Annotated in this window: 17 protein-coding genes and 1 pseudogene; 10 read left to right on the forward strand and 8 right to left on the reverse strand. The window is 44.7% G+C overall.

All coding sequences use genetic code 11. The annotated features are described in order from the left end of the window. The first annotated feature begins 115 nt into the window (after nt 1-115). Nucleotides 116-2,017 (forward strand): LTA synthase family protein, encoded by a 1,902-nt coding sequence (locus PLH26_RS09145; protein ID WP_324585710.1) that lies wholly within the window; start codon nt 116-118, stop codon nt 2,015-2,017. A gap of 110 nt (nt 2,018-2,127) precedes the next feature. On the opposite strand, the gene PLH26_RS09150 is transcribed toward PLH26_RS09145, so the two are convergent. From PLH26_RS09150 to PLH26_RS09185, 8 genes are all read right to left on the reverse strand, one after another. Next, complete coding sequence (locus PLH26_RS09150) at nt 2,128-2,856, reverse strand: esterase family protein (RefSeq protein ID WP_324585711.1); 729 nt, start codon at nt 2,854-2,856, stop codon at nt 2,128-2,130. Between the two features lie 72 nt (nt 2,857-2,928). After that, on the reverse strand, nt 2,929-3,672 hold the full coding sequence (locus tag PLH26_RS09155; protein ID WP_324585712.1) for a ParA family protein: 744 nt from the start codon (nt 3,670-3,672) through the stop codon (nt 2,929-2,931). Between the two features lie 140 nt (nt 3,673-3,812). Next, nucleotides 3,813-5,858, reverse strand: coding sequence for an excinuclease ABC subunit UvrB (gene uvrB, locus PLH26_RS09160; protein ID WP_324585713.1), 2,046 nt, complete (start codon nt 5,856-5,858; stop codon nt 3,813-3,815). A gap of 5 nt (nt 5,859-5,863) precedes the next feature. Beyond that, nucleotides 5,864-6,376: a hypothetical protein gene (locus tag PLH26_RS09165; RefSeq protein WP_324585714.1), complete on the reverse strand. Its 513-nt coding sequence runs from the start codon at nt 6,374-6,376 to the stop codon at nt 5,864-5,866. 56 nt (nt 6,377-6,432) lie between these two features. After that, nucleotides 6,433-6,933 carry a GNAT family N-acetyltransferase gene (locus tag PLH26_RS09170; protein ID WP_324585715.1) on the reverse strand — a complete coding sequence of 167 codons (501 nt, stop codon included), beginning with the start codon at nt 6,931-6,933 and terminating at the stop codon, nt 6,433-6,435. 11 nt (nt 6,934-6,944) lie between these two features. Next, nucleotides 6,945-7,397 carry a methylglyoxal synthase gene (locus PLH26_RS09175; protein WP_324585716.1) on the reverse strand — a complete coding sequence of 151 codons (453 nt, stop codon included), beginning with the start codon at nt 7,395-7,397 and terminating at the stop codon, nt 6,945-6,947. A gap of 117 nt (nt 7,398-7,514) precedes the next feature. Then, nucleotides 7,515-8,516 carry a recombinase RecA gene (recA, locus tag PLH26_RS09180; RefSeq protein WP_324585717.1) on the reverse strand — a complete coding sequence of 334 codons (1,002 nt, stop codon included), beginning with the start codon at nt 8,514-8,516 and terminating at the stop codon, nt 7,515-7,517. 482 nt (nt 8,517-8,998) lie between these two features. Next, nucleotides 8,999-10,558 carry an SUMF1/EgtB/PvdO family nonheme iron enzyme gene (locus PLH26_RS09185; RefSeq protein WP_324585718.1) on the reverse strand — a complete coding sequence of 520 codons (1,560 nt, stop codon included), beginning with the start codon at nt 10,556-10,558 and terminating at the stop codon, nt 8,999-9,001. A gap of 446 nt (nt 10,559-11,004) precedes the next feature. Between PLH26_RS09185 and porV the strand changes: the two genes are divergently transcribed. The 9 genes and pseudogenes from porV to PLH26_RS09230 form a co-directional block, all read left to right on the forward strand. Beyond that, the gene (gene porV, locus PLH26_RS09190; RefSeq protein WP_324585719.1) at nt 11,005-12,162 is read left to right on the forward strand and encodes a type IX secretion system outer membrane channel protein PorV; all 1,158 of its coding nucleotides are present in this window, start codon (nt 11,005-11,007) and stop codon (nt 12,160-12,162) included. Between the two features lie 253 nt (nt 12,163-12,415). Continuing rightward, nucleotides 12,416-12,895 (forward strand): 2-C-methyl-D-erythritol 2,4-cyclodiphosphate synthase, encoded by a 480-nt coding sequence (gene ispF / locus PLH26_RS09195; RefSeq protein ID WP_324585720.1) that lies wholly within the window; start codon nt 12,416-12,418, stop codon nt 12,893-12,895. Nucleotides 12,896-13,399: 504 nt separating this feature from the next. Beyond that, on the forward strand, nt 13,400-14,692 hold the full coding sequence (locus PLH26_RS09200) for a serine hydrolase domain-containing protein (protein WP_324585721.1): 1,293 nt from the start codon (nt 13,400-13,402) through the stop codon (nt 14,690-14,692). A 20-nt stretch (nt 14,693-14,712) separates the two neighbouring features. Further along, complete coding sequence (locus PLH26_RS09205; protein WP_324585722.1) at nt 14,713-15,798, forward strand: amidohydrolase family protein; 1,086 nt, start codon at nt 14,713-14,715, stop codon at nt 15,796-15,798. A gap of 51 nt (nt 15,799-15,849) precedes the next feature. Further along, nucleotides 15,850-16,473: a DUF5606 family protein gene (locus PLH26_RS09210; protein WP_324585723.1), complete on the forward strand. Its 624-nt coding sequence runs from the start codon at nt 15,850-15,852 to the stop codon at nt 16,471-16,473. A gap of 80 nt (nt 16,474-16,553) precedes the next feature. Beyond that, complete coding sequence (locus tag PLH26_RS09215; RefSeq protein WP_324585724.1) at nt 16,554-18,272, forward strand: M3 family oligoendopeptidase; 1,719 nt, start codon at nt 16,554-16,556, stop codon at nt 18,270-18,272. Between the two features lie 178 nt (nt 18,273-18,450). Then, a complete protein-coding gene (locus PLH26_RS09220) occupies nt 18,451-19,572 on the forward strand; it encodes a DUF389 domain-containing protein (protein ID WP_324585725.1) in 1,122 nt (373 codons plus the stop codon). Nucleotides 19,573-19,719: 147 nt separating this feature from the next. Then, nucleotides 19,720-20,358 carry a 3-keto-disaccharide hydrolase gene (locus PLH26_RS09225; protein WP_324585726.1) on the forward strand — a complete coding sequence of 213 codons (639 nt, stop codon included), beginning with the start codon at nt 19,720-19,722 and terminating at the stop codon, nt 20,356-20,358. 256 nt (nt 20,359-20,614) lie between these two features. Further along, nucleotides 20,615-21,015 (forward strand): annotated as a pseudogene (locus tag PLH26_RS09230) (IGHMBP2 family helicase); the annotation flags it as partial.

The raw sequence follows: 21,015 nt of genomic DNA on the forward strand, positions 1-21,015 counted from the left end.
ACGAACTGCCCTTTTTTGTCTCATTTTAGCTTATTTTAGTCGGACAATAGTGATTAATAATAACACTTAATTTGCAGCGCTTATATTTAACTTAGGTTAAGATTTGCAGCAATTTATGAACAGCCCTTTTTTGAACCGGCGGAAAGCGGCGCCGTTTTTATTTTTCCTGAAGCACTACCTTTTCTGGGTACTTGTTTTTTTTGTGCAGCGCCTTGTATTCGTTCTGTACTATTGCGACAGTTTCTCCAAAGCCGGGTCAACCCGCCTGGTGCAGAGTTTTGCATACGGCTTACGGCTCGATCTTTCTATGGCGGGCTATTTTGCCGTTATACCGTTGCTGTTGTTTATTGTTCAGCAGTTTACAAAAGCGGCATTTTTTAGAAAGACAGTCAGAATATACACGTGGGTATTGCTTATGGTTACCGTACTTATTTCCGGTGGCGATTTGGGTATTTATGAAAACTGGGGCGTAAAACTAAATTACCGCGCTGTTTCAATGCTTGCCCACCCCGCAGAAGCCATGGAAACCAGCAAATCTGCGCCATTGTCTTTGTTGTTCATGATAATGCTGGCTGAAATCATTATTGCAGGATTCCTGTACAGGCTGGTGCTTTCGCGGATGAATATGCCCACAGGCAAATCAACGGGTAATGAAAGAATTTCATACGCCGCTCAGCTGATCACTATAGCAGGGCTCATTTTTTTAAGCATCCGTGGTGGCTGGCAGCAAATTCCCATCAATGAAAGTACGGCTTACTTCAGCTCTTTCCCGGTTGCCAATCATGCAGCCGTAAACACCGCCTGGCATTTGAGCAGCAGTTTTTTAAAGAACCGCTTTAGCGGCCAAAAGAATATGTACACGTATTTGCCCGAGCGTGAAGCCACTGAAAGGGTCAACGACTTGTACGGCACGGGCGGCGGGGATTCAACCCTGTTGGTGTTAACACAGCAAAGACCCAACATTGTTTTTATCCAACTGGAAAGTTTTACCGCCGATGTTATCGCAGAACTTGGCGGTGACACCGGTGTGGCGCCTAACATAAGTAAGCTTGTCAAAGAGGGCATTTTATTTACAGATATTTATGCAAGCGGCGTGCGTACAGACCAGGGTATTATTGCTATGCTGAGCGGGTTCCCGGCACAGCCCCAAACCAACCTTGTCAATCAGCCTGAAAAAATTGAGCATTTGCCTTTTCTTTCGCTGGCACTGAAGAATGAAAATTATCACAATGCATTCTATTATGGCGGCGAACTGGGTTTCGGGCGTTTCAATACGATTGCATACCGTGCGGGTTTTGACCGCATTGTAGGCCTAAAAGATTTTTCTGATGCTGGCTTGTTCAATAAATGGGGTGCTGATGATAAGAGCCTGTTTGATAAATACATAAAGGAAATGCAGCACCCTGCGGAACCGTTTTTTTCTTACATCATTACTTCAAGCAGCCATGAGCCTTTTACAGTGCCTATGCCAACTGTTTTTGAGGGCAGCAGCCGGAATGAACAGTTTAAAAATGCATGCTATTTTACCGACCGGTCGCTGGGTGCTTTTTTTGAAGCCGCAAAACAAACAGGCTGGTATAAAAATACCCTCTTTGTTTTAGCGGCAGACCATGGCCACCATCTCCCCCGCGACAGGAGGTTTAATGAACCCGCCCGTTATCATATTCCGCTCCTGCTTTTTGGTGAGGTGCTGAAAGCAGATTACCGGGGAAAAAAGATTGGCGGCACAGGTTCGCAAACCGATATTGCGCCTACCCTTCTTAAGCAATTGCAGGTAAAAGACACTGCTTTTAAGTGGGGAAATGATTTGCTCAATCCCGGCCGCAAGGCATTTGCTTTCTATACCTTCGATGACGGATTTGGATGGTTGTCGGCGAAAGATACTTTGATATTTGATAACCGCGCCAAAAGGCTGATGTATCCGTCGGAAGGGGTTGCCGGCCTTCAATCCGACAGCATCCTTACCACCGGCAAGGCTTATTTGCAGTTGCTGTATGATGCGTTCCTGAAATATTAGGCAAAAAGCTGAAAGGTAATTTCCATTTATAAGTGATTTTTTTCACTTCTTTTGCGGGTTGACGGGTGGGGGCCGAAGCCGGGCCCTCATGTGTTTTGACCGCTCAATACCTAAAACCTTGTTCCCAGGAAATGCGGAAGCATTTTGCGCCAGGTAGGCCAGTCATGGGTAATATCACCACCCCATATGTCCAGTTCATGCGGTATTCCTTTATCGTGCAGCACACCCGAAAACCTCCTGTTGGCCTGCGGGTCTTCATAGGCACCGCTGCCGGTTGCTATAATGATCTTCCCGGCTCTTATCCGGCTAAGGAACCAGTCATCGGTAAGGTTGGGAATATAGTGCATGGGGGAATTGTAATATACCTGTTCATCGTAATATCCTTTTGTATACTCAGTAAGATCATACACCCCGCTCATGGCTATGGTTCCGTTAATGAGGTCAGGACGTTTCAAAAACAAATTCACGGAATGCAGCGCGCCAAAGGATGCGCCGCTTATGATCACCGGTGTCTCCCACGATGTGTGATTTTTAACAAAGGGGATCACTTCATTGAAAACATATTCATTGAACTGGTTGTGCCGTATTCCCTTATGTGCCCCTTCCATGTTATTGTTTAACCAACTTTCATTATTGATGCTGTTTATAGAAAACACCTTTATTTTCCCCTCGTCAATAAAAGGAGCAATGGCGTCAATCAATTGAAAGCGTTCATACTCTAAGTAATCCGCTCCGGCTGTGGGCACCATCAATAAGGCGAAACCATAATGCCCGTATACAGCTACCGGCATTTCTTTTCCAAGGGCATGACTGTACCAGGAACTGAGTGCTCTTTTCATACGATTGGTATTGTGTTAGAAATGTTACTCCATCCGAAATTCAATAGCCGGCTCTGAAGTATATGCTCCGCATTATTCCAGCACGCCTTCCTTTATTTCTGTCCACAGATCCCTGTAACACTGCGCCGCATAACCCGACCGGGCGAATGCTTCAACAGGCGCTTTGTGTATGCCCATTTTTTCCACATCGGAAAGATAAGGGATATAGTTTTCAAAAAACCTTTTGTCTTTATACAGTGTTTCCATGATCTCGTTGTGCATATTCTTTCTCAGGTCAACCATGGTAAAAAAGCACATCATCCTGGAAAGGTCAATATCTTTTTCTTTGAAATAGGTCTTTACCATATTGTAAGTACGGATAGAAAGCGTGGTGGGTATCACGGGCATCAGCACAATATCGGCAGCATTAAAAATATTTTCCGACAATACCGAAAATCCCGGCGGGCAGTCCATAAACACAAAATCATATGTTTTGTGCAACGGCTGAAGAATGGTTTTTAATCTTTTCTTTGACGACTTCATTTCTTCCATGATCACATCAAAGCTTTTGGCAGAAATGTCGGCCGGGATGATCTCCAGGTTTTCATAATCCGTAACCATGATCGCCTCTTCCAGGTCGGCATCCTTTTCAATTAATTTTTTTATACCGCCCTTGTGTTTGGGTTTGGCCTGGTAATAAAAGCTGGAGGACCCCTGCGGGTCAATATCCCAAAGCAGGGTTTTATAACCGTCTTGTGCAGCCAAATAAGCGAAGTTCACGCAGGAAGCGGTTTTGCCCACTCCGCCTTTTAAATTGTATAGTGCAATGGTAACCATACAATGAATATATAATTTTTTTGCTATTGATGGAAAGAGAGAAGGGAATTATTACCCACGTTGTTATATTACTCAACATTTTTTGCAGAAAAAATACTTGGAGCATTGTGAACCCTGCTTTATAATTGGCAAATCGTTCTTCACACGCCTTTCTTCATCTCCTCCAGCTTCTTCTGCATTGTAAACATTTCATCCCGTAACCTCGCGGCTTCCATGAAGTCCAGATCCTTAGCTGCCTTTGTCATTTCTTTTTTAATATTTGAGATAGCTTTCTCCATTTGCGGAACGGTATGATAAATTTCCTGGTCTTCCGCCGCCAGTGTTACCAGTTCTTCATCCGGCGCCACAGCATAGGGCTTATTCACATCATATCCTTTAATGTCAAGCACCGATGTTTGCGCAAATACCTGTTCCTTCGATTTCTTTACCGTAGTTGGCGTAATATGATGCTCAATATTATACGCGATCTGCTTTTCCCGGCGGCGATTGGTCTCGTCAATCGTGCGCTGCATGCTTTCGGTCATCTTATCGGCATAAAAAATAACCAGCCCGTCCACATTCCTTGCTGCGCGGCCTGCCGTTTGCGTCAACGATTTTTCATTGCGTAAAAAACCCTCTTTATCTGCGTCCAGGATTGCCACCAGCGATACTTCCGGCAGATCCAGCCCTTCACGCAGCAGGTTAACGCCTACCAGCACGTCAATTTCTCCCAAACGCAACTGCCGCAGTATCTCTACGCGTTCCAGCGTATCCACTTCGCTGTGTATATATTTTGATTTAACATTAATGCGATGCAGGTATTTGTCCATTTCTTCGGCCATGCGTTTGGTTAAGGTAGTAACCAGTACCCGGTCGCCTTTCTTTATCCGTTTATCTATTTCGTCCAGCAAATCATCTATCTGGTTTACACTCGGCCGTATTGCTATAGGCGGATCAAGCAATCCTGTGGGGCGTACAACCTGTTCCACTACCACCCCGCCTGTTTTTTCAAGTTCATAATCCCCCGGTGTTGCAGATACATACACTGTTTGGTTCAGCATAGCATTGAACTCATGAAAATTCAACGGGCGGTTATCCATTGCCGAAGGCAGGCGAAACCCGTAATCCACCAGTACCAGCTTACGGCTCCTGTCGCCGCCATACATGCCGCTGATCTGTGGTATGGTCTGGTGACTTTCGTCAATCACACATACAAAGTCTTTCGGGAAATAGTCTAACAAACAAAAAGGTCTTGTACCGGGTTCACGGCGGTCGAAGAACCTGGAATAATTTTCTACCCCGTTACAATAACCCAGTTCGCGGATCATCTCCACGTCATAATTTACCCTTTCGGTTATGCGTTGCGCTTCTATATATTTACCGCTGTTTTTGAAATACTCTGCCTGCCGGGTCATTTCATCCTGTATTTCATACAACACCTGCTGCAACTGATCCTTTGGCGCCAGGTAAAGGTTGGCCGGGAAAATAGCCGCGTTTTCTACCACGCTGATGCGTTTGCCGCTACTGATCTCCAGCGTTTCTATGGTCTCTATTTCATCGCCAAAAAAACCAATGCGGTAACCATGATCCATATAGGGCAGGTTGATATCAACGGTATCGCCTTTTACCCTGAAGTTGCCGCGGTTAAAATCACCCTGGCTGCGGCTGTACAGCGAATTGACCAATGCATGCAAAAATCCCTGTCTGCTGATCACCTGTCCCTTGTGAATACGGATGATACCGTTGGCAAACTCGGCAGGGTTACCAATACCATATATGCAACTTACCGATGCCACTACAATAATATCCCGCCGGCCGCTCAATAACTGGGCGGTAGCCTTCAGGCGCAGCTTGTCTAATTCTTCATTTATGGAAAGGTCTTTTTCAATATAAGTATCACTAACTGGCATATATGCTTCGGGCTGGTAATAATCGTAATACGAAACAAAGTACCCTACTGCATTTTCAGGAAAGAACTGTTTAAATTCTCCATACAATTGAGCTACCAGGGTTTTATTGTGTGTAAGCACAAGGGTTGGACGTTGCACATTCTGTATTACATTGGCCATCGTAAACGTTTTACCCGATCCCGTGACCCCCAGCAATACCTGGTGTTGCTCTCCCTCTGTAATTCCTTCAGTGAGCTGACGAATGGCTTCCGGCTGGTCGCCTGCCGGTGTATAGGATGAATGCAGTTTGAAAGGCATAATATTTAGTCAGCAGAAAGGCTGATGATTTTCGCGGGTCTGTCTGTGTTCAGGTGAAAATTAACAAACCCATTTTCAAATATTTCATTTAAATATTTCAGGGAGTAGGTCATTATTTTATCAACGCCTTCCTGCGGATCAACGTTTTCCAAAGCGTCTGCTCCATTCGCTTCCTTATAATCTCTCATACCCAACTGGAAAGAAGCTATTTCGGCTGTTTTGTTAAAATAAGCGCTGTTAGAGATCATTTGCTGGTCTTCCGAGAATTGTTCACTGTAGTTCAATTCCTCCTCCTCGGCATCCGGCATGACAATGTCTTTAACTCCAAATTTCTTAAAATGCGCCATGAGAAAACCCTCCAGGTCAACAGCATCATTCAATAAAGGAGATTCGTCATTTACTTCATCATCATCCTCTTCATCATCACCCAAAGCAGCATTGTCGATAACATCAATGCCAAGAGATACCAATTGAAGCAGCAGTCTGTATTGTTTGTTGGTCAGTTCTATTTTTTGCATATGTATTTTTTATATCCGGATCAGATAATGCTGCAAAGATAAGCTGATACTGCAGTTTATCTGAATTTTACCCAAACATGTTCATCTATGATCTCGTTATTTTTGATCGCCGATCTTTTCCGGATACTTTCTAACTGAAAGCCATTTCTTTCCAGTACTTTCATGGAAGCTTTATTGTATTCAAATACTTTAGCATAAATACGGCTGAGCACCGGGAAAGTGTCAAACGTATATTCCAGCATTTGTTTTACTGCTTCGGTTGCTACGCCTCTTCCCCAATAAGGTTCTCCTATCCAATAACCCAATTCTGCGCTAATGCGTGAAACGTCGTCCTGCAATTCAAGACCTATGCATCCTCCAAGCTGTCCGTTAACCTCAATGGCCAATATATGCGGCGGATCCTGCTTCCGGCAATACTTTATAAATGCGCCGGCATGTTGTATGGTATAAGGATGAGGCAGCCGGTCGCGCACATTGTTCCATATCCTGATATTGTTGGCTAATGCGGCCAATGCAGGGCGGTCTTTTTTTTGCCAGGTGCGTAAGGTGACCCGCATGAGCTTCTCCTTTATATCTTTCTTTTTATATAACCGCTGTAATCGGGTATTACAGCTTCATACGATTCATGCATAAGCGGGGAAGTCATTAAAAAATCGGAACTGGTTCTGTTGCTTGCTGCAGGAATATTCCAAACCACGGCAAGCCGAAGCAACGCTTTTACGTCAGGGTCATGAGGCTGTGCTTCCATCGGATCCCAAAAAAAGATCAGTACATCAATTTCTCCTTTGGCGATCATTGCCCCGATTTGCTGGTCGCCACCCAGCGGGCCGCTCAACACCTGTTTTACCGGCCGGTCCAGGCTTTCTTCCAGCAGTTTACCTGTAGTTCCTGTGGCGATCAGTTCATGGCGCGCCAATACGGTCTTGTTAAACTCGGCCCATTCAATAAGGTCTTTCTTTTTATGATCATGTGCCACTAATGCTATGCGTTTACGTGCACCTAAAATACGGGAAGTAGTCATGAGATGTATTTAGTATGGAAAAGTAAAACCATAAAGGCAATAAAAAAAGCCGTTGAAAAATTAATCTCAACGGCCTGCCTTAATAACCGTCCATTATTAAAAAGATGAATGTTGCATTTATGCCAATTGCACTTCTCTGATCTTTTCCCTGATTTTGGCTTCAATTTCATTTGCCAGTTCGGGGTTATCGGTCAGTAATTGCTTTACCGCATCCCTGCCCTGTCCCAGCTTATCTGTATTATAACTGTACCAGCTCCCGCTTTTCTGTACGATGCTCATTTCAACGCCCATATCAATAATTTCACCTGCTTTGGAAATGCCTTCGCCATAAACAATATCAAACTCAGCCGCACGGAAAGGAGGAGCCACTTTATTCTTTACCACTTTAACTCTTACACGGTTACCTACTGCCTCATCTCCGTCTTTAATTTGTGCTATACGCCTGATGTCTAACCGCACAGATGCATAAAATTTTAAGGCATTGCCGCCAGTGGTGGTTTCTGGATTGCCGAACATAACACCGATCTTTTCCCTCAACTGGTTAATGAAGATACATACTGTATTGGTTTTGCTGATGGTAGCTGTCAGCTTACGCAAAGCCTGCGACATTAATCTTGCCTGCATTCCCATTTTACTGTCTCCCATTTCTCCTTCCAGCTCACTTTTAGGCACCAGCGCAGCCACAGAATCTACTACTACCACGTCTAAGGCGCCGGAGAGGATCAGCCGGTCTGCGATCTCCAGCCCCTGCTCACCATAATCCGGCTGGGAGATCAGGAGGTTGTCTATATCCACACCCAGCTTTTGCGCATAAGCGCTGTCAAAAGCATGCTCGGCATCTATAATAGCGCATACGCCGCCTTTTTTTTGCGCCTGTGCAATGATGTGCGTGGCAATGGTAGTTTTACCTGAAGATTCCGGCCCATATATTTCAATGACCCGGCCTCTCGGCACGCCGCCAACACCCAGGGCAACATCCAACCCGATCGAACCTGTAGAGATCACTTCTATCTGCTGTGCTCCCTTTTCATTCATCATCATCACACTCCCTTTACCATAGTCTTTTTCTATTTTATCCATGGTAAGTTTCAGCGCCTTTAATTTTTCATTGCTTGACATATTGTATGGGGTTTTATATCCTCAAAATTAACTGTTGGATGTAAAGATATATATAAACTTATTAACACTAACATATTTAGCAAAAAATTACTAAAAAATTTTGTTTTAGCTGAAAAGCTGTCAGTAATCAGCCTTGAGCTATGAGCAATACAAAAAGAAAGGGGGTAGTCACTCCTGATACCTAACTGCTATAAAGCACCAGATCACAAATGACAAGAACCAAACTTGCCTACCGGCAGGCAGGCTTGTCCGCCGGTAGGGATAAAATCCAAATATTAAATCCGAAATCGTAAATCCGAAACCCGAACGGGGATGCAACAAGAAGGGAGGGAAGAGGACAAAAGAGAAAAGTGAAAGGAAGGAGGATTCATCCTGTCATTAGTTAATGGCTTGGCTGACTGCTGATACCTCATAGCTGACACCCAACTCAAAAAAATACCCTCTCCGGAGAGAAGGTATTCCATTTATAAAAAAATAAAAAATTAGTGTTTACGGGAATTTTGTCTGCGTTTGCTCCAGTTGTTGCCGGGCTTAAACCCATTGCCTTCCTGGCTGCCTACCCTGTCCATGGCACAACGGAAACCAACAGTGCTGCTGCCTTGCGATTCATCGAGGAAGCGGCGTGTGCCGGGGCTTAACCAGTAAGCGCGGTCGTTCCAGCTTCCGCCCTTAATTACCCTTGCATGATCGCTTATTAAAGTCGTTTTTCCATAACCGTAGGTAACCTGTGAAGCAGAATCACCATCCAGATAATCAATCACATCACCTCTCTGGTAGTTGCGGCGGTTCCTACTTTCTTCGTCGGTAACATACACTTTAACTACCCTGCCAAGGCTGTCCCTTTCAAATTCGTTGTTTTCATTTTTCTTAAATTTTTCAAAATGATTACCCCTGTACGGGTTGAAATCATCATTATCAAGGCTGGAAAGCGGGCGGTATACATCAGCTACCCATTCGTTAACGTTACCGGACATATTGTATAACCCAAAGCCATTGGGATAAAAAGCATCTACAGGGCCTGGTATGGAAGCATTGTCATTTAAGCCGCCTGCTATGCCCATCATGTCACCGCTTCCGCGCTTGAAGTTGGCCAAAAATTTACCCTGCCAGCTTCCGTGGCGGGCATCGCGTAAGCCGTTAACATTCTGACTCCAGGAGTATACCTGTTTTTCTTTGATCAGCTCTTCGCCCGAACCATTTGACTTTTTCTTTGGCCGGGGGTTTTGATTGATATAGCCGTATGCTGCGTACTCCCATTCGGCTTCGGTAGGGAGCCTGTAATTGGGCAACATATAACCATCCTCGAAAGTTACTTTCAGCCGGGGCCTGCCATTGGCATCCATCAAAGGATTTTTCTTGGGTTTGCCGGGTTGAGGCTGATACAGATCTTTAAGGTAAGCCTGGGTATTAAAATTTTCCTGTCCCTGACCCTGGGTAGTTTTCAATTGATTTTTATTGATATAGCCTTTCTCAACCAGGATCCTTTCATTTACCCTGTCGCTGCGCCAAAGACAGAAATCATTTGCCTGCTTCCAGCTTACTCCCACTACAGGATAGTAATTATAAGAAGGATGACGGAAATAATATTCTACCAGTGGTTCATTGTATGCCAGCTCTTCTCTCCATACCAGCGTGTCGGGTTTTGCCGCTTCCAACACTTCGGCATACTGGGGATCATCAAATACCGATTCCAGCCAGTGCAGGTATTCGCGGTAATGAACGTTAGCCACTTCTGTTTTATCAATATAAAATGAGGAAACCGTTACACGGCGGGGTATATTATTCCAGTCTCCCATAATATCTTCATCGGTAGCGCCCATAGTAAACGTACCGCCCTGCACAAACACCAGTCCGGGACCGGTATTCTGCTCTTTTTCCTTGGAAACGTTGAAACCACCCATGTTTTTATCATTGTAGTTCCAACCGGTTACGTCCGATTTTTCGAATTTCTTCTTACCGAAAAGCCCGTTTTTACAGGAAGTAAAAAGCAAACCAACAGCAGATAAAAGAAGAAAGGTTTTCAAATTCAGTACTCTTTGCATTTTGCTGGATTTAAACTAAAAAAAGATAACGGGTATATAGTGTAATTATTGTACTAAAATAAAGCTGGTCTCCCCCTTTTAAAGGCATAGAACAAGGTTAGCAGCATGCAATTTAATTACTTTATAAAAACGGGGATCCGGCTTTTGTGTTTATTAAATGCTAAACTTACAAAACACTATCTATTATTAAGCCAAAGTGGTGAAAATCATAGGTAAAACAATATTTATTTTTTTACCCCGTTTGTAAGAAAGGCTTAGTCGCAATAAGGCATGGTAATTGTTAAATGTGTTCCGTTTTGGAAGGGTGTTAACAATTTGGCGAAGAAAAGCCGCTAAAAACAGAAAACACTCTTTTACTTTGCAAATCAATTTCAAAACACATTAAACAGATTCCGCATATTGAATAAAACGCTACTTTTTTATTCATTTTCAATCAAAATATACAGATGAAACATTCATTGAGGAGATTTTCTGTTGCCGGCCTGCTGCTTATGGGTGTATCGGCTAACAGTTTTGCGCAAGGTGCAGAACCCATAAACATTGTTACTACCGCGGTTCCATTTTTGCGTATTTCCCCCGATGCCCGTGCCGGTGGCATGGGAGATATGGGCATATCCACCACTCCGGATATCAATTCGCAATTTTATAATGTTGCCAAGTATCCTTTCACGCAAAGCAGCGCAGGTATCGGGCTTACCTACACCCCCTGGTTAAAGGACCTGGGCCTCAATGATGTGTTCCTGGCTTCTTTGGCCGGGTATTATAAATTCGACGAACAGCAGGTCATTTCCGCTTCCCTGCGATATTTTAGCCTGGGTAATATACAGTTTACAGACGCGCTGGGCAACGATCTGAACCAGTTTAACCCCCGCGAGTTCGGGCTGGATCTGGGCTATTCCCGTAAGTTATCGGATCAGCTATCCCTGGGTGTTGCACTTCGCTACATTTACTCCAACCTGGCTGGCGGGGCATCTTCTAACGGTGTTTCTTATAAGGCAGGTACTGCTGTGGCAGGCGATATCGGACTGTATTATACCACGGCCAACGAAGATGGCCAGGGATGGAATATCGGGGCTGCCTTTACGAACCTCGGCTCTAAAATTTCCTATACTTCAGATGCCAGTCAGCGGAATTATATACCCGCCAATTTTGGTGTAGGTGTTGGTCATACCTGGGTTACCAATGAAGTGCATAAAATAACACTCAGCGGGGAAATCAATAAATTGCTGGTACCGGCACCTCCCGGATCAACCGGCGACCAGTCCAAAGATTCAACCGCTTATGCAGATTATAACAGCAACGGCGTGGTAACCGGCTGGTTCAAATCTTTCAGCAATAAGGCAATGGCTTATTCTGTTGGCGGAGAGTATGTGTATAACGACCAGTTTGCTTTAAGAGCCGGTTATTATGGCGAAAGCGCCAACATGGGAAAACGAAGCTATGTTACCCTGGGCGTGGGCATCAATTACAATATTTTCGGACTTAATTTTTCTTATCTCCTCCCTTCAGGGAATGGTGTGAACAGGAACCCGCTTTCCAATACGATCCGTTTCAGCCTGCTGTTTAACCTCGGGGGTGATATGGAAACAGGAGGAGGAGAGTAGTAGTGTTGTGAGGGGAGAGAGGTGAAACGTGAGAGGAGAGAGAAAGCTCGAAAGTTCAATTTCGAAATCCGAAGAGGGAAATCCGAAGGTAAAGTCAGGGGAACCAAATAAATCCCCAAATCAGAAATCAACACACCAGCAATCAAAACGGCTTCATACCCTATGCCTCAGTAGCTGATTGCCGTTGGCTGATGGCTCCTATAAGAATATATGCTGCCTCCCGGGCCTTTCTTTTTATTTTAGCAAAAAAAATATGTCGTACAGAATAGGATTGGGAGTGGATTTCCACCAGTTAGCCGAAGGGAAAAAATTATGGATAGGCGGAATTGATATCCCCCATTATAAAGGATCGCTGGGGCACAGTGATGCCGATGTATTGCTGCATGCCATTTGCGATGCCATGCTCGGGGCCTTGTGTCTGGGTGATATTGGCGTCCATTTTCCCAATACTTCAGCGGAATTTAAAGACATTGACAGTAAGATCCTGCTGGAGCGCACTTTTGCTTTGATCCAAAAAGAAGGATACGCTGTTGTAAATATTGACTCCACTCTTTGTCTGGAACTGCCTAAAATAAAACCTTATGTACTGCAAATGCGTGAAACCATCGCCCGTATCGTACAGCTTACGGTTAAGGATGTTTCGGTTAAAGCCACAACTACCGAACAAATGGGCTTTGCCGGAAGGGAAGAAGGATTGATGGCTTATGCAACGGTGCTGTTGAAAAAAATGTGAAAATGTGAAAATGTGGCGGTCGGCACCCGATGAAAGAAGGGTCAGACCGCGGTCAGGGGTAAATTCGAAGCAGGGAACTCGAAATCCGAAGAAATACAGTAAGAACCAAATAATATACAGATGGTTCATTCATCACCATGACAATCAAAACCCCAAAACGGAAATCCCGAAATCTGAAGAGGTGCTGTCGGCAATCAGTCTATGGGCTATGAGCAAAAAGTTCAAACAAAGGAGAATTCATCTTATTAGATTACCGACAGCCAATACTCTGAAACCTGTATCCTGCAACCTGAAACCTGAAACCTGTGCAGGGGACGCTTATCGTTCATGTCCTTTTCGGATTTCAGTCTTTTGACTTTGAACATGGATTTCAACACCAATGCCTCCTTTCGGATTTCGGATTTTCTAATCTTCGGGCTTCCTTTGGTTCTTGTTATTTGGCTCTTGCTATTTGGTTCTCCAAAAACCTTATCTTTCATCCTCAAAAAATATTAATGCTGTTTTATGATACGATCGCTTTGCCGTAATGCACTACTCCTGCTTTTTTTAATTTCAGTTTGGAGCACGGCATTTTCCCAAATATTGCAACCAGCCCCGCCCGCATCAGTACAGGTTTCTGAAGAAAGATTAAAAAAGATTGATCTGCTCATACAGCAATATATAGACAGCGGCTGGATCAATGGCGCTACGGCGCTTATTGCCCGTAACGGGAAAATTGTATACCATAAAGGGTTGGGGTATGATGATATTGCTTCAAAAAAAACTTTGCCAAAAGACGCCATCATGCGCATTGCTTCACAAACCAAAGCCATTACCAGCGTGGCGGTAATGATGTTGTACGAGGATGGTAAATTTTTGTTAGACGACGCCATCAGCAAATACATCCCCGAATTTAAAAACCCCGCGGTGCTGGATAGCTTTAATGCATCCGATACTACTTATACTACCGTTCCCGCTAAATCGGAGATCACCATCCGCCAGTTGCTCACGCATACTTCCGGTATCGGTTATGCGCAAATAGGCAGCAAAGCTTTTAACGCCATTTACGCAAAAGCGGGCATTGTGGCCGGCATTGGTGTAGAGCGGATAAAACTGGCGGATATCATGAAAAAATTGGGGCTATTGCCCCTGGCGCACCAGCCGGGAGAAAAATTTACATACGGGCTGAATACCGACCTGCTCGGCTACTTAGTGGAAGTTATATCCGGCATGAGCTTAGACCAGTTTTTGAAAAAGAGGATCTTTGATCCCCTGGGTATGAAGGATACTTATTTTTACCTGCCCGCAGAGAAACAAAACCGCTTGGCCACGCTATATACAGAAGATGACGGCAAACACATCAAAAAAGCCCCGGCAACCATGGATATTAACGGAACATTTTATTCCGACTACCCTAAAATGAACGGCACTTATTTTTCAGGCGGTGGCGGATTGTCGTCTACAGCTTATGATTATGCTGTTTTTATGCAAATGCTGCTGAATAACGGCGTATATAACGGCAAACGCATATTATCACGCAATACCATTCGCATGATGACCAGCAACCAGATCGGTGACCTGGCATTGGGTCATGGCAATGCATTTGGACTGGGCTTTGAAGTAGTAACCGAAAAAGGGAGTGCATTTTCTCCGCGCCCTGAAGGATCTTATAGCTGGGGGGGCATGTTCAGCTCTTCTTACTGGATAGATCCCAAAGAAAAAATGGTGGCGCAATTCTTCCTGCAATTGTACCCCAACAGTCATGGCGATATTCACGAGAAGTTTAAAGTACTGGCATACCAGGCGCTCAATGATTGACCTTATTAACTTCCAATAGCATGAAAAAGATCAGCTTTATTGTTTTGCTTTTTTATACAGCTTCCCTGTTTGCCCAGCAAAAAACCATGGATTTTGAAAAGTACGATCCCGTATCCACACTTAAAGTTCCGGAGCATATCGTTACCAAAGCAAAATTCCCTTTTATTGATGTGCACAATCACCAATGGAACCTGTCGGAACAAAGTATCCCAAATCTGCTGTCGGATATGGATAAGCTGAACATGGCAGTAATGGTAAACCTCAGCGGCGGCAATGGCAGCAGGCTGGAAGGGATGACAAAAAGCATCCGCAGCAAAGCGCCCAAACGGTTCATCGTATTTGCCAATATTGATTTTAAAGGCATAGGGGAAACGGGCTGGACGGCAAAGGCAGTCAATCAATTGGAAACCGATATAAAGAACGGCGCCAACGGTTTAAAAATATTCAAGAATCTCGGGTTCTCGGTAACAGATAAAGATGGCAAACGGGTAGCCATAGACGATCCGCGGTTAGATGCAATATGGGAAAAATGCGGGGAGCTGAAAATTCCCGTGCTCATTCACACCGCCGATCCAAAGCCCTTTTGGGATCCCGTGGATGAGCACAATGAGCGCTGGCTGGAACTGGTTACACATCCCCGCCGGAAAAGGGAAGCCAATGACCCGGAGCCATGGGAACAATTAATTGCTGAGCAGCACCGCATGTTTAAAAAGCATCCTTCAACTACCTTTATTGCAGCTCACTTCGGCTGGTATCCCAATGATCTGGGTAAACTGGGTAGTTTATTGAACGAAATGCCCAATATGATGATTGAATTTGGCGCCATTATCGCTGAACTGGGCAGACAGCCGAGAGCCGCAAAACATTTTTTTGAAAAATACCAGAACAGGATCATGTTCGGCAAGGATAGCTGGGTACCCGAAGAATACACTACTTATTTCAGGGTACTGGAAACAGAAGATGAATATTTTCCTTACCACAAAAAATATCATGCCTTCTGGCGTATGTACGGGATGGGACTTCCGGATGCCGTTCTCAAAAAAATATATTACAAAAATGCCCTGCGGATCATCCCGAATATTGATAAAACCCTGTTCCCCGATTAACATTTCCAAATTTCCCGTTATCTTGCACGTCCTTAAAATGTTATGATTGATATGGAATACAGCAAGATCATTTCTGTGACCGGCTTAGGCGGTTTATTTGAATTATTAAGCTCCAAAGCCGACGGCGCTATTGTACGTTCGCTGGAAGATAAAAGCACAAGGTTTGTATCTTCCCGCGTACATAATTTTTCGCACCTCGAAAGCATTGAAATATTTACTGTTCGCGAGAACGTGAACCTGGCAGATGTATTTCTTGCCATGCAAAAAGATGCTGCTCCCCTGCCCGATGAAAAAGACAATGCCGCTGTAAAAAAATATTTCGAAGCCGTATACCCCGACATGGATTTTGAAAGGGTATATACCAGTGATATGAAAAAAATGGTGAAGTGGCTTGGCATTTTAACGGCGAACAATATTGAGATCAAAGCGCCTCAGCCGGAAGAAGAAGAAACTGCTGAGCCCGAAACGAAGCCGGAAGCGGAAGCAGTAGAAGAGGCTGCTCCCCCAAAAGCTGCTCCTAAAAAAACTGCAGCGAAAAAGGAAGAAACAGGAAAAGACGAAAAGGAAGCAAAACCGGCAGCGAAGAAAAAAGCTGCTCCCAAAAAAACGGAAGCGCCTAAAGAAGAAGCCGCCCCGAAAAAGAAAGCCGCTCCAAAGAAAAAAACAAAAGAATGATCTAAAGTGAGAAGCGAAAAAACACTCTCGTTGTACAACCTTTCACTTCTCACCTCTCACCTTTCACATTTTACACTACTATGATCCAGGCAAGCGCTGATATTAAAAAGCCGGCAAGACATTTCCTGCCGGAGAACTTCAAGGTAACCACATGGGAAGCTCTTGAACCGTATTTTAAAGATTTGGCTGAAAGGTCCATCCATTCTAAAAAAGAGCTGGAACAGTGGTTAAAGGATTCCAGCGAACTGGAAGCTGTTGTGTCGGAAGACGCCTGCTGGCGGCAGGTACGCATGACCTGCGATACAGAAAATAGAGCGCTCACGGAAGCCTTTAATTTTTTCTATACGGCTATACAGCCTAATATACAACCCTATGCCGACCAGATCAACCGGAAGCTGATCAGCTGCCCCTATACGGCAGAGCTGGACCAGAATAAATTTTTTACGTACCTGCGGTCAGTAAAAAAGAGCATAGACTTGTTCAGGGAAGAAAATATTCCCCTTTTCTCTGAATTAAGTGTAATGCAGCAGCAGTACGGCGCCGTTGCAGGCAAAATGACCATTGAAGTAGAAGGAAAAGAATACACACTGCAGCAGGCTTCCAAATTCCTGGAAAGCCACGACCGCAGCTTACGCGAATCGGTTTACCGCAAAGTGAACGAAAGACGCCTGCAGGATAAGGATACGCTGAACGAATTGTTCACCAAACTGATCCATAAGCGTCACCAGGTGGCTTTGAATGCCGGGTTTAAAAACTACCGCGACTATGCATTTGTAGAGAAAGGCAGGTTTGATTACACAAAAGAGGATTGTTTTGATTTTCACGAAGGTGTAAAACGGTATGCTTTGCCCCTGGTGGATATCATCAACAAAAAGAAAAAGAAAAAACTGGGTTTGGATACATTGAAGCCCTGGGATACGGAAGCGGAGCCGGAAGACGTAAAGCCTTTAACGCCTTTTACCGATGGCAGGGAGCTGCTGGAAAAATCCATTCAGTGCTTTAACCGCCTTCGGCCTTTTTTTGCAGACTGCCTGCGCCGGATGAATGAGATGAAGCATCTTGATCTGGACAGCAGGAAAGGAAAGGCGCCCGGCGGTTACAATATGCCGTTAGCCGAAAGCGGCGCGCCCTTTATTTTCATGAACGCCGTGGGGCAAATGCATGACGTAACCACGATGGTGCATGAAGGCGGACATGCCATTCACTCTTTTTTGGCTCACCCGCTCGAATTGGCGGCCTTTAAAGAATACCCCATCGAACTGGCAGAAGTAGCCAGCATGAGCATGGAACTTTTCAGCATGGATTACTGGGATACTTTTTTTGCGGATGCCGCTGACCTTAAAAGAGCCAAAGAGCACCAGTTGGAAAGAGTGATCACCGTTATGCCCTGGATCGCCACTATAGATAAGTTCCAGCACTGGCTCTATGAAAATCCTTTTCACACCACCGAAGAAAGAACTACCCGGTGGATGGAGATCCTGAAAGAATTTTCTTCTACCGAAATAGATTTCAATGGGTTAGATCAATATCGTGAAATAGCATGGCAGCGCCAGTTGCATCTTTTTGAAGTACCCTTTTATTATATTGAGTATGGCATAGCACAGTTGGGGGCCATAGGAATGTGGAAACAATTCAAAGAAAATAAGGAAAATGCTTTGGATAATTACATGAAAGCACTAAGTTTGGGTGGTACAAAACCCTTACCGGAGCTATATGCCGCCGCAGGGTTAAGATTCGATTTTTCACCAGCCTATATAAAAGAATTAATGGAGTTTGTTCATACCGAGATGCCGGCATAGAATAAACCTTAAAATAGCTACTAATCAGAGCCTTAACCAAAAGTCCCGATGTTTCTACACCGGGGCTTTCTGATTTTTATCCCCCGCTCTCCTGCCCTTCAGGCAGATACCGGAACCATTGTAAAGGTGGTTTCATAAAATCATTCCTATTTTCGGTATTACAATCAAACTTTTCTGTATGCCTGCTAACATCCCTGTATTAAAACGTTATATCGGCCGGATATTCCGTATTGCCAAAGAGGAATCGGAAGAAGACACAAAACAGGAAATACTAAGCGAGGTAAGCTTCAAAGGCGCTACGCTTTGGTTACTGGTATTTACCATGATACTCACCTGCGTAGGATTGAATATGAACTCTATATACGCCCTGATCGGCGCCATGCTCATGTCTCCGCTAATGGCGCCGGTAATTGGGCTGGGGTTTGCCATTGCCACCAACGACTGGCCGATGGTAAAGCGTTGCGCACGGAACTGGCTGGTTGGGTTTGTTATCAGCTTACTGGCCTCCACATTGTATTTCAGCATAACTCCTTTTAATGAGCCCACGGAAGTAATGACTTCATTTACCGGGGGAACAATATATGATGTACTGATCGCCTTCTTTGGCGGACTGGCCGGCTTTATAGGCCTTTCGAGAGTAAAGGGCATGAAGGTCATGGCCGGTGTTGCCGTGGCCACCGCCTGCATGCCGCCTTTGTCAACCGCCGGTTATGGAATAGCCAATTTTCAGTGGAGCCATATATGGGGCGGCTCTTATTTTTATATCATCAATTGTGTGTTCATTGGCCTCGCGGTAATGCTGTTGGCCAAATATATGCGCTATAAAAAAGTGCAGCCCTTTAGCGAAAGGCCCGTTACAGCCCGCATTGTTTATGCTATTGCCTTCATCAGCTTTTTACCCGCCGCCTATTTTGCCTGGCAACTGGTGCAGGAAAAACATACAACGGGTAATATTGAACGCTTCATTAAGGAAAACCTCGTTACAGGAGACCTGTCTGTACTGAAAAAAGACATCCAGGTCAAATCAGCTTCTCCCAAAGCCGAAGTATATATAACCGGGCACCGGCTTACCGAAGAAGAAGAAACTGCCCTCCGCAAAAAATGGAACAGCTACCGGCTTACAGGCATTGATCTGGTCATTCATGAAACAGCAGACCTGGAAAATCTTGAAAATGACCCTGTGCTCCTAAGGCAGTTTACCATCAGCCAGGAAAAAAAATTGAATAAGCAGGACAGCATTATTGCAACGCTGAGTTCCCGGCTCGACAGTATTTCAAAAGTGGTGAATCAATTGCATTAAATGCATGTCTTTCTTTTAAATGATAATGATTTCCCCGGAGGGCACCGGTAAACCATAGCGCACAATAACGTACGGTTAACTTTTTTCTGCTTCCCGTTGCTGTAAATACCGTAGCTTCATAACTATAATTTTAAAACACTCACACACATGAAATATCGTATAATGCTTGCTGTATTCAGTTTGTCCTTTTTATCGTTTACAGCTCCACCCAAAAACCAACAGGACGGATGGATATCTATATTTGACGGAACGCTGAACGATTGGAAAGTAGGTAGGAACGCATCTACATTCAGCATTGAAGACGGTAGCATTAAAGTGAACGGACCTGTTGCGCATATATATTACAACGGACCTGTAAAAAAACATATCTTCAAAAATTTTGAGTTCAAAGCAGATGTAAAAACCCTGCCCGGCTCCAATTCGGGCATCTATTTTCATACCAGCTACCAGGAAGGCGGTTGGCCCGAGAGAGGATACGAAGTCCAGGTAAACAACTCCCACACCGACTGGCGCAGAACAGGTAGTTTGTATGATGTTGTAGACATAAGGGAAACTTATGCAAAAGACAATGAATGGTATACCGAATACATTAAGGTAGAAGGCCGGCATGTGATCATTAAAGTAAATGACAAGGTAGTGGTTGACTATACAGAGCCCTGCGATGTAAAAAGGGAAGACAACCATCTTTTGCGTGTAATTACAGGCGGCACTTTTGCCTTGCAGGGCCACGACCCCAAAAGCACGGTATATTATAAAAATATAATGGTTAAGCCGCTGGCAGATTAACGGGTGCGGAGGTTGATCAGGGTTACAAGTTGCAGGGTGCAGGGTGCGTTGGAGCTTCCTTCAGATTATTTGTTCTTGTGATTTGCTCTTTGGCGCTTTACATTCAGATGCGATCTGACCCTCCTGTGTCGGGTGCCGACCGCATCTTCGGATTTTGGAATGTATCTGTTACGGCATACAGTTTCTTTTATACAGCAGGGCCGCTTTGCCCATAGCTCAAAGCTGATCGCTGACAGCCTCTCCTTACCTTTGCTCAATGGAGTATTTTGAAAAGCTGCTGGAACTGTTGAAAATGGAGCGGGAGCAGGATCGCATGGCATACAGGCAACTGATCGAAACATCTACAGTAGCCGAACGCCGGGCAAACGGCCTCACATGGTATCCCATTGCCATACGTGATACGGAGCTGGGCCGCGGTGATTATTTAACGGTAGAGGTTGAACGTACCACACACCGGGATATTCCTCACCAGTTCCGCTTTGGCGCTTCCGCCGTTATTTTTTCCAATCATGATCCAAAAGAACACAGACTGGAAGGAGTGATCACTTTCCAGGGAGCCGACAGGCTGAAGCTCACCTTACGCACAGACGAGCTGCCTCACTGGAGCCGCGATGGAAAATTAGGCATTGACCTGCTTTTTGACGACAACAGCTACGA

The organism is Agriterribacter sp. (genome assembly GCF_035444585.1).
Lineage (GTDB): Bacteria > Bacteroidota > Bacteroidia > Chitinophagales > Chitinophagaceae > Agriterribacter.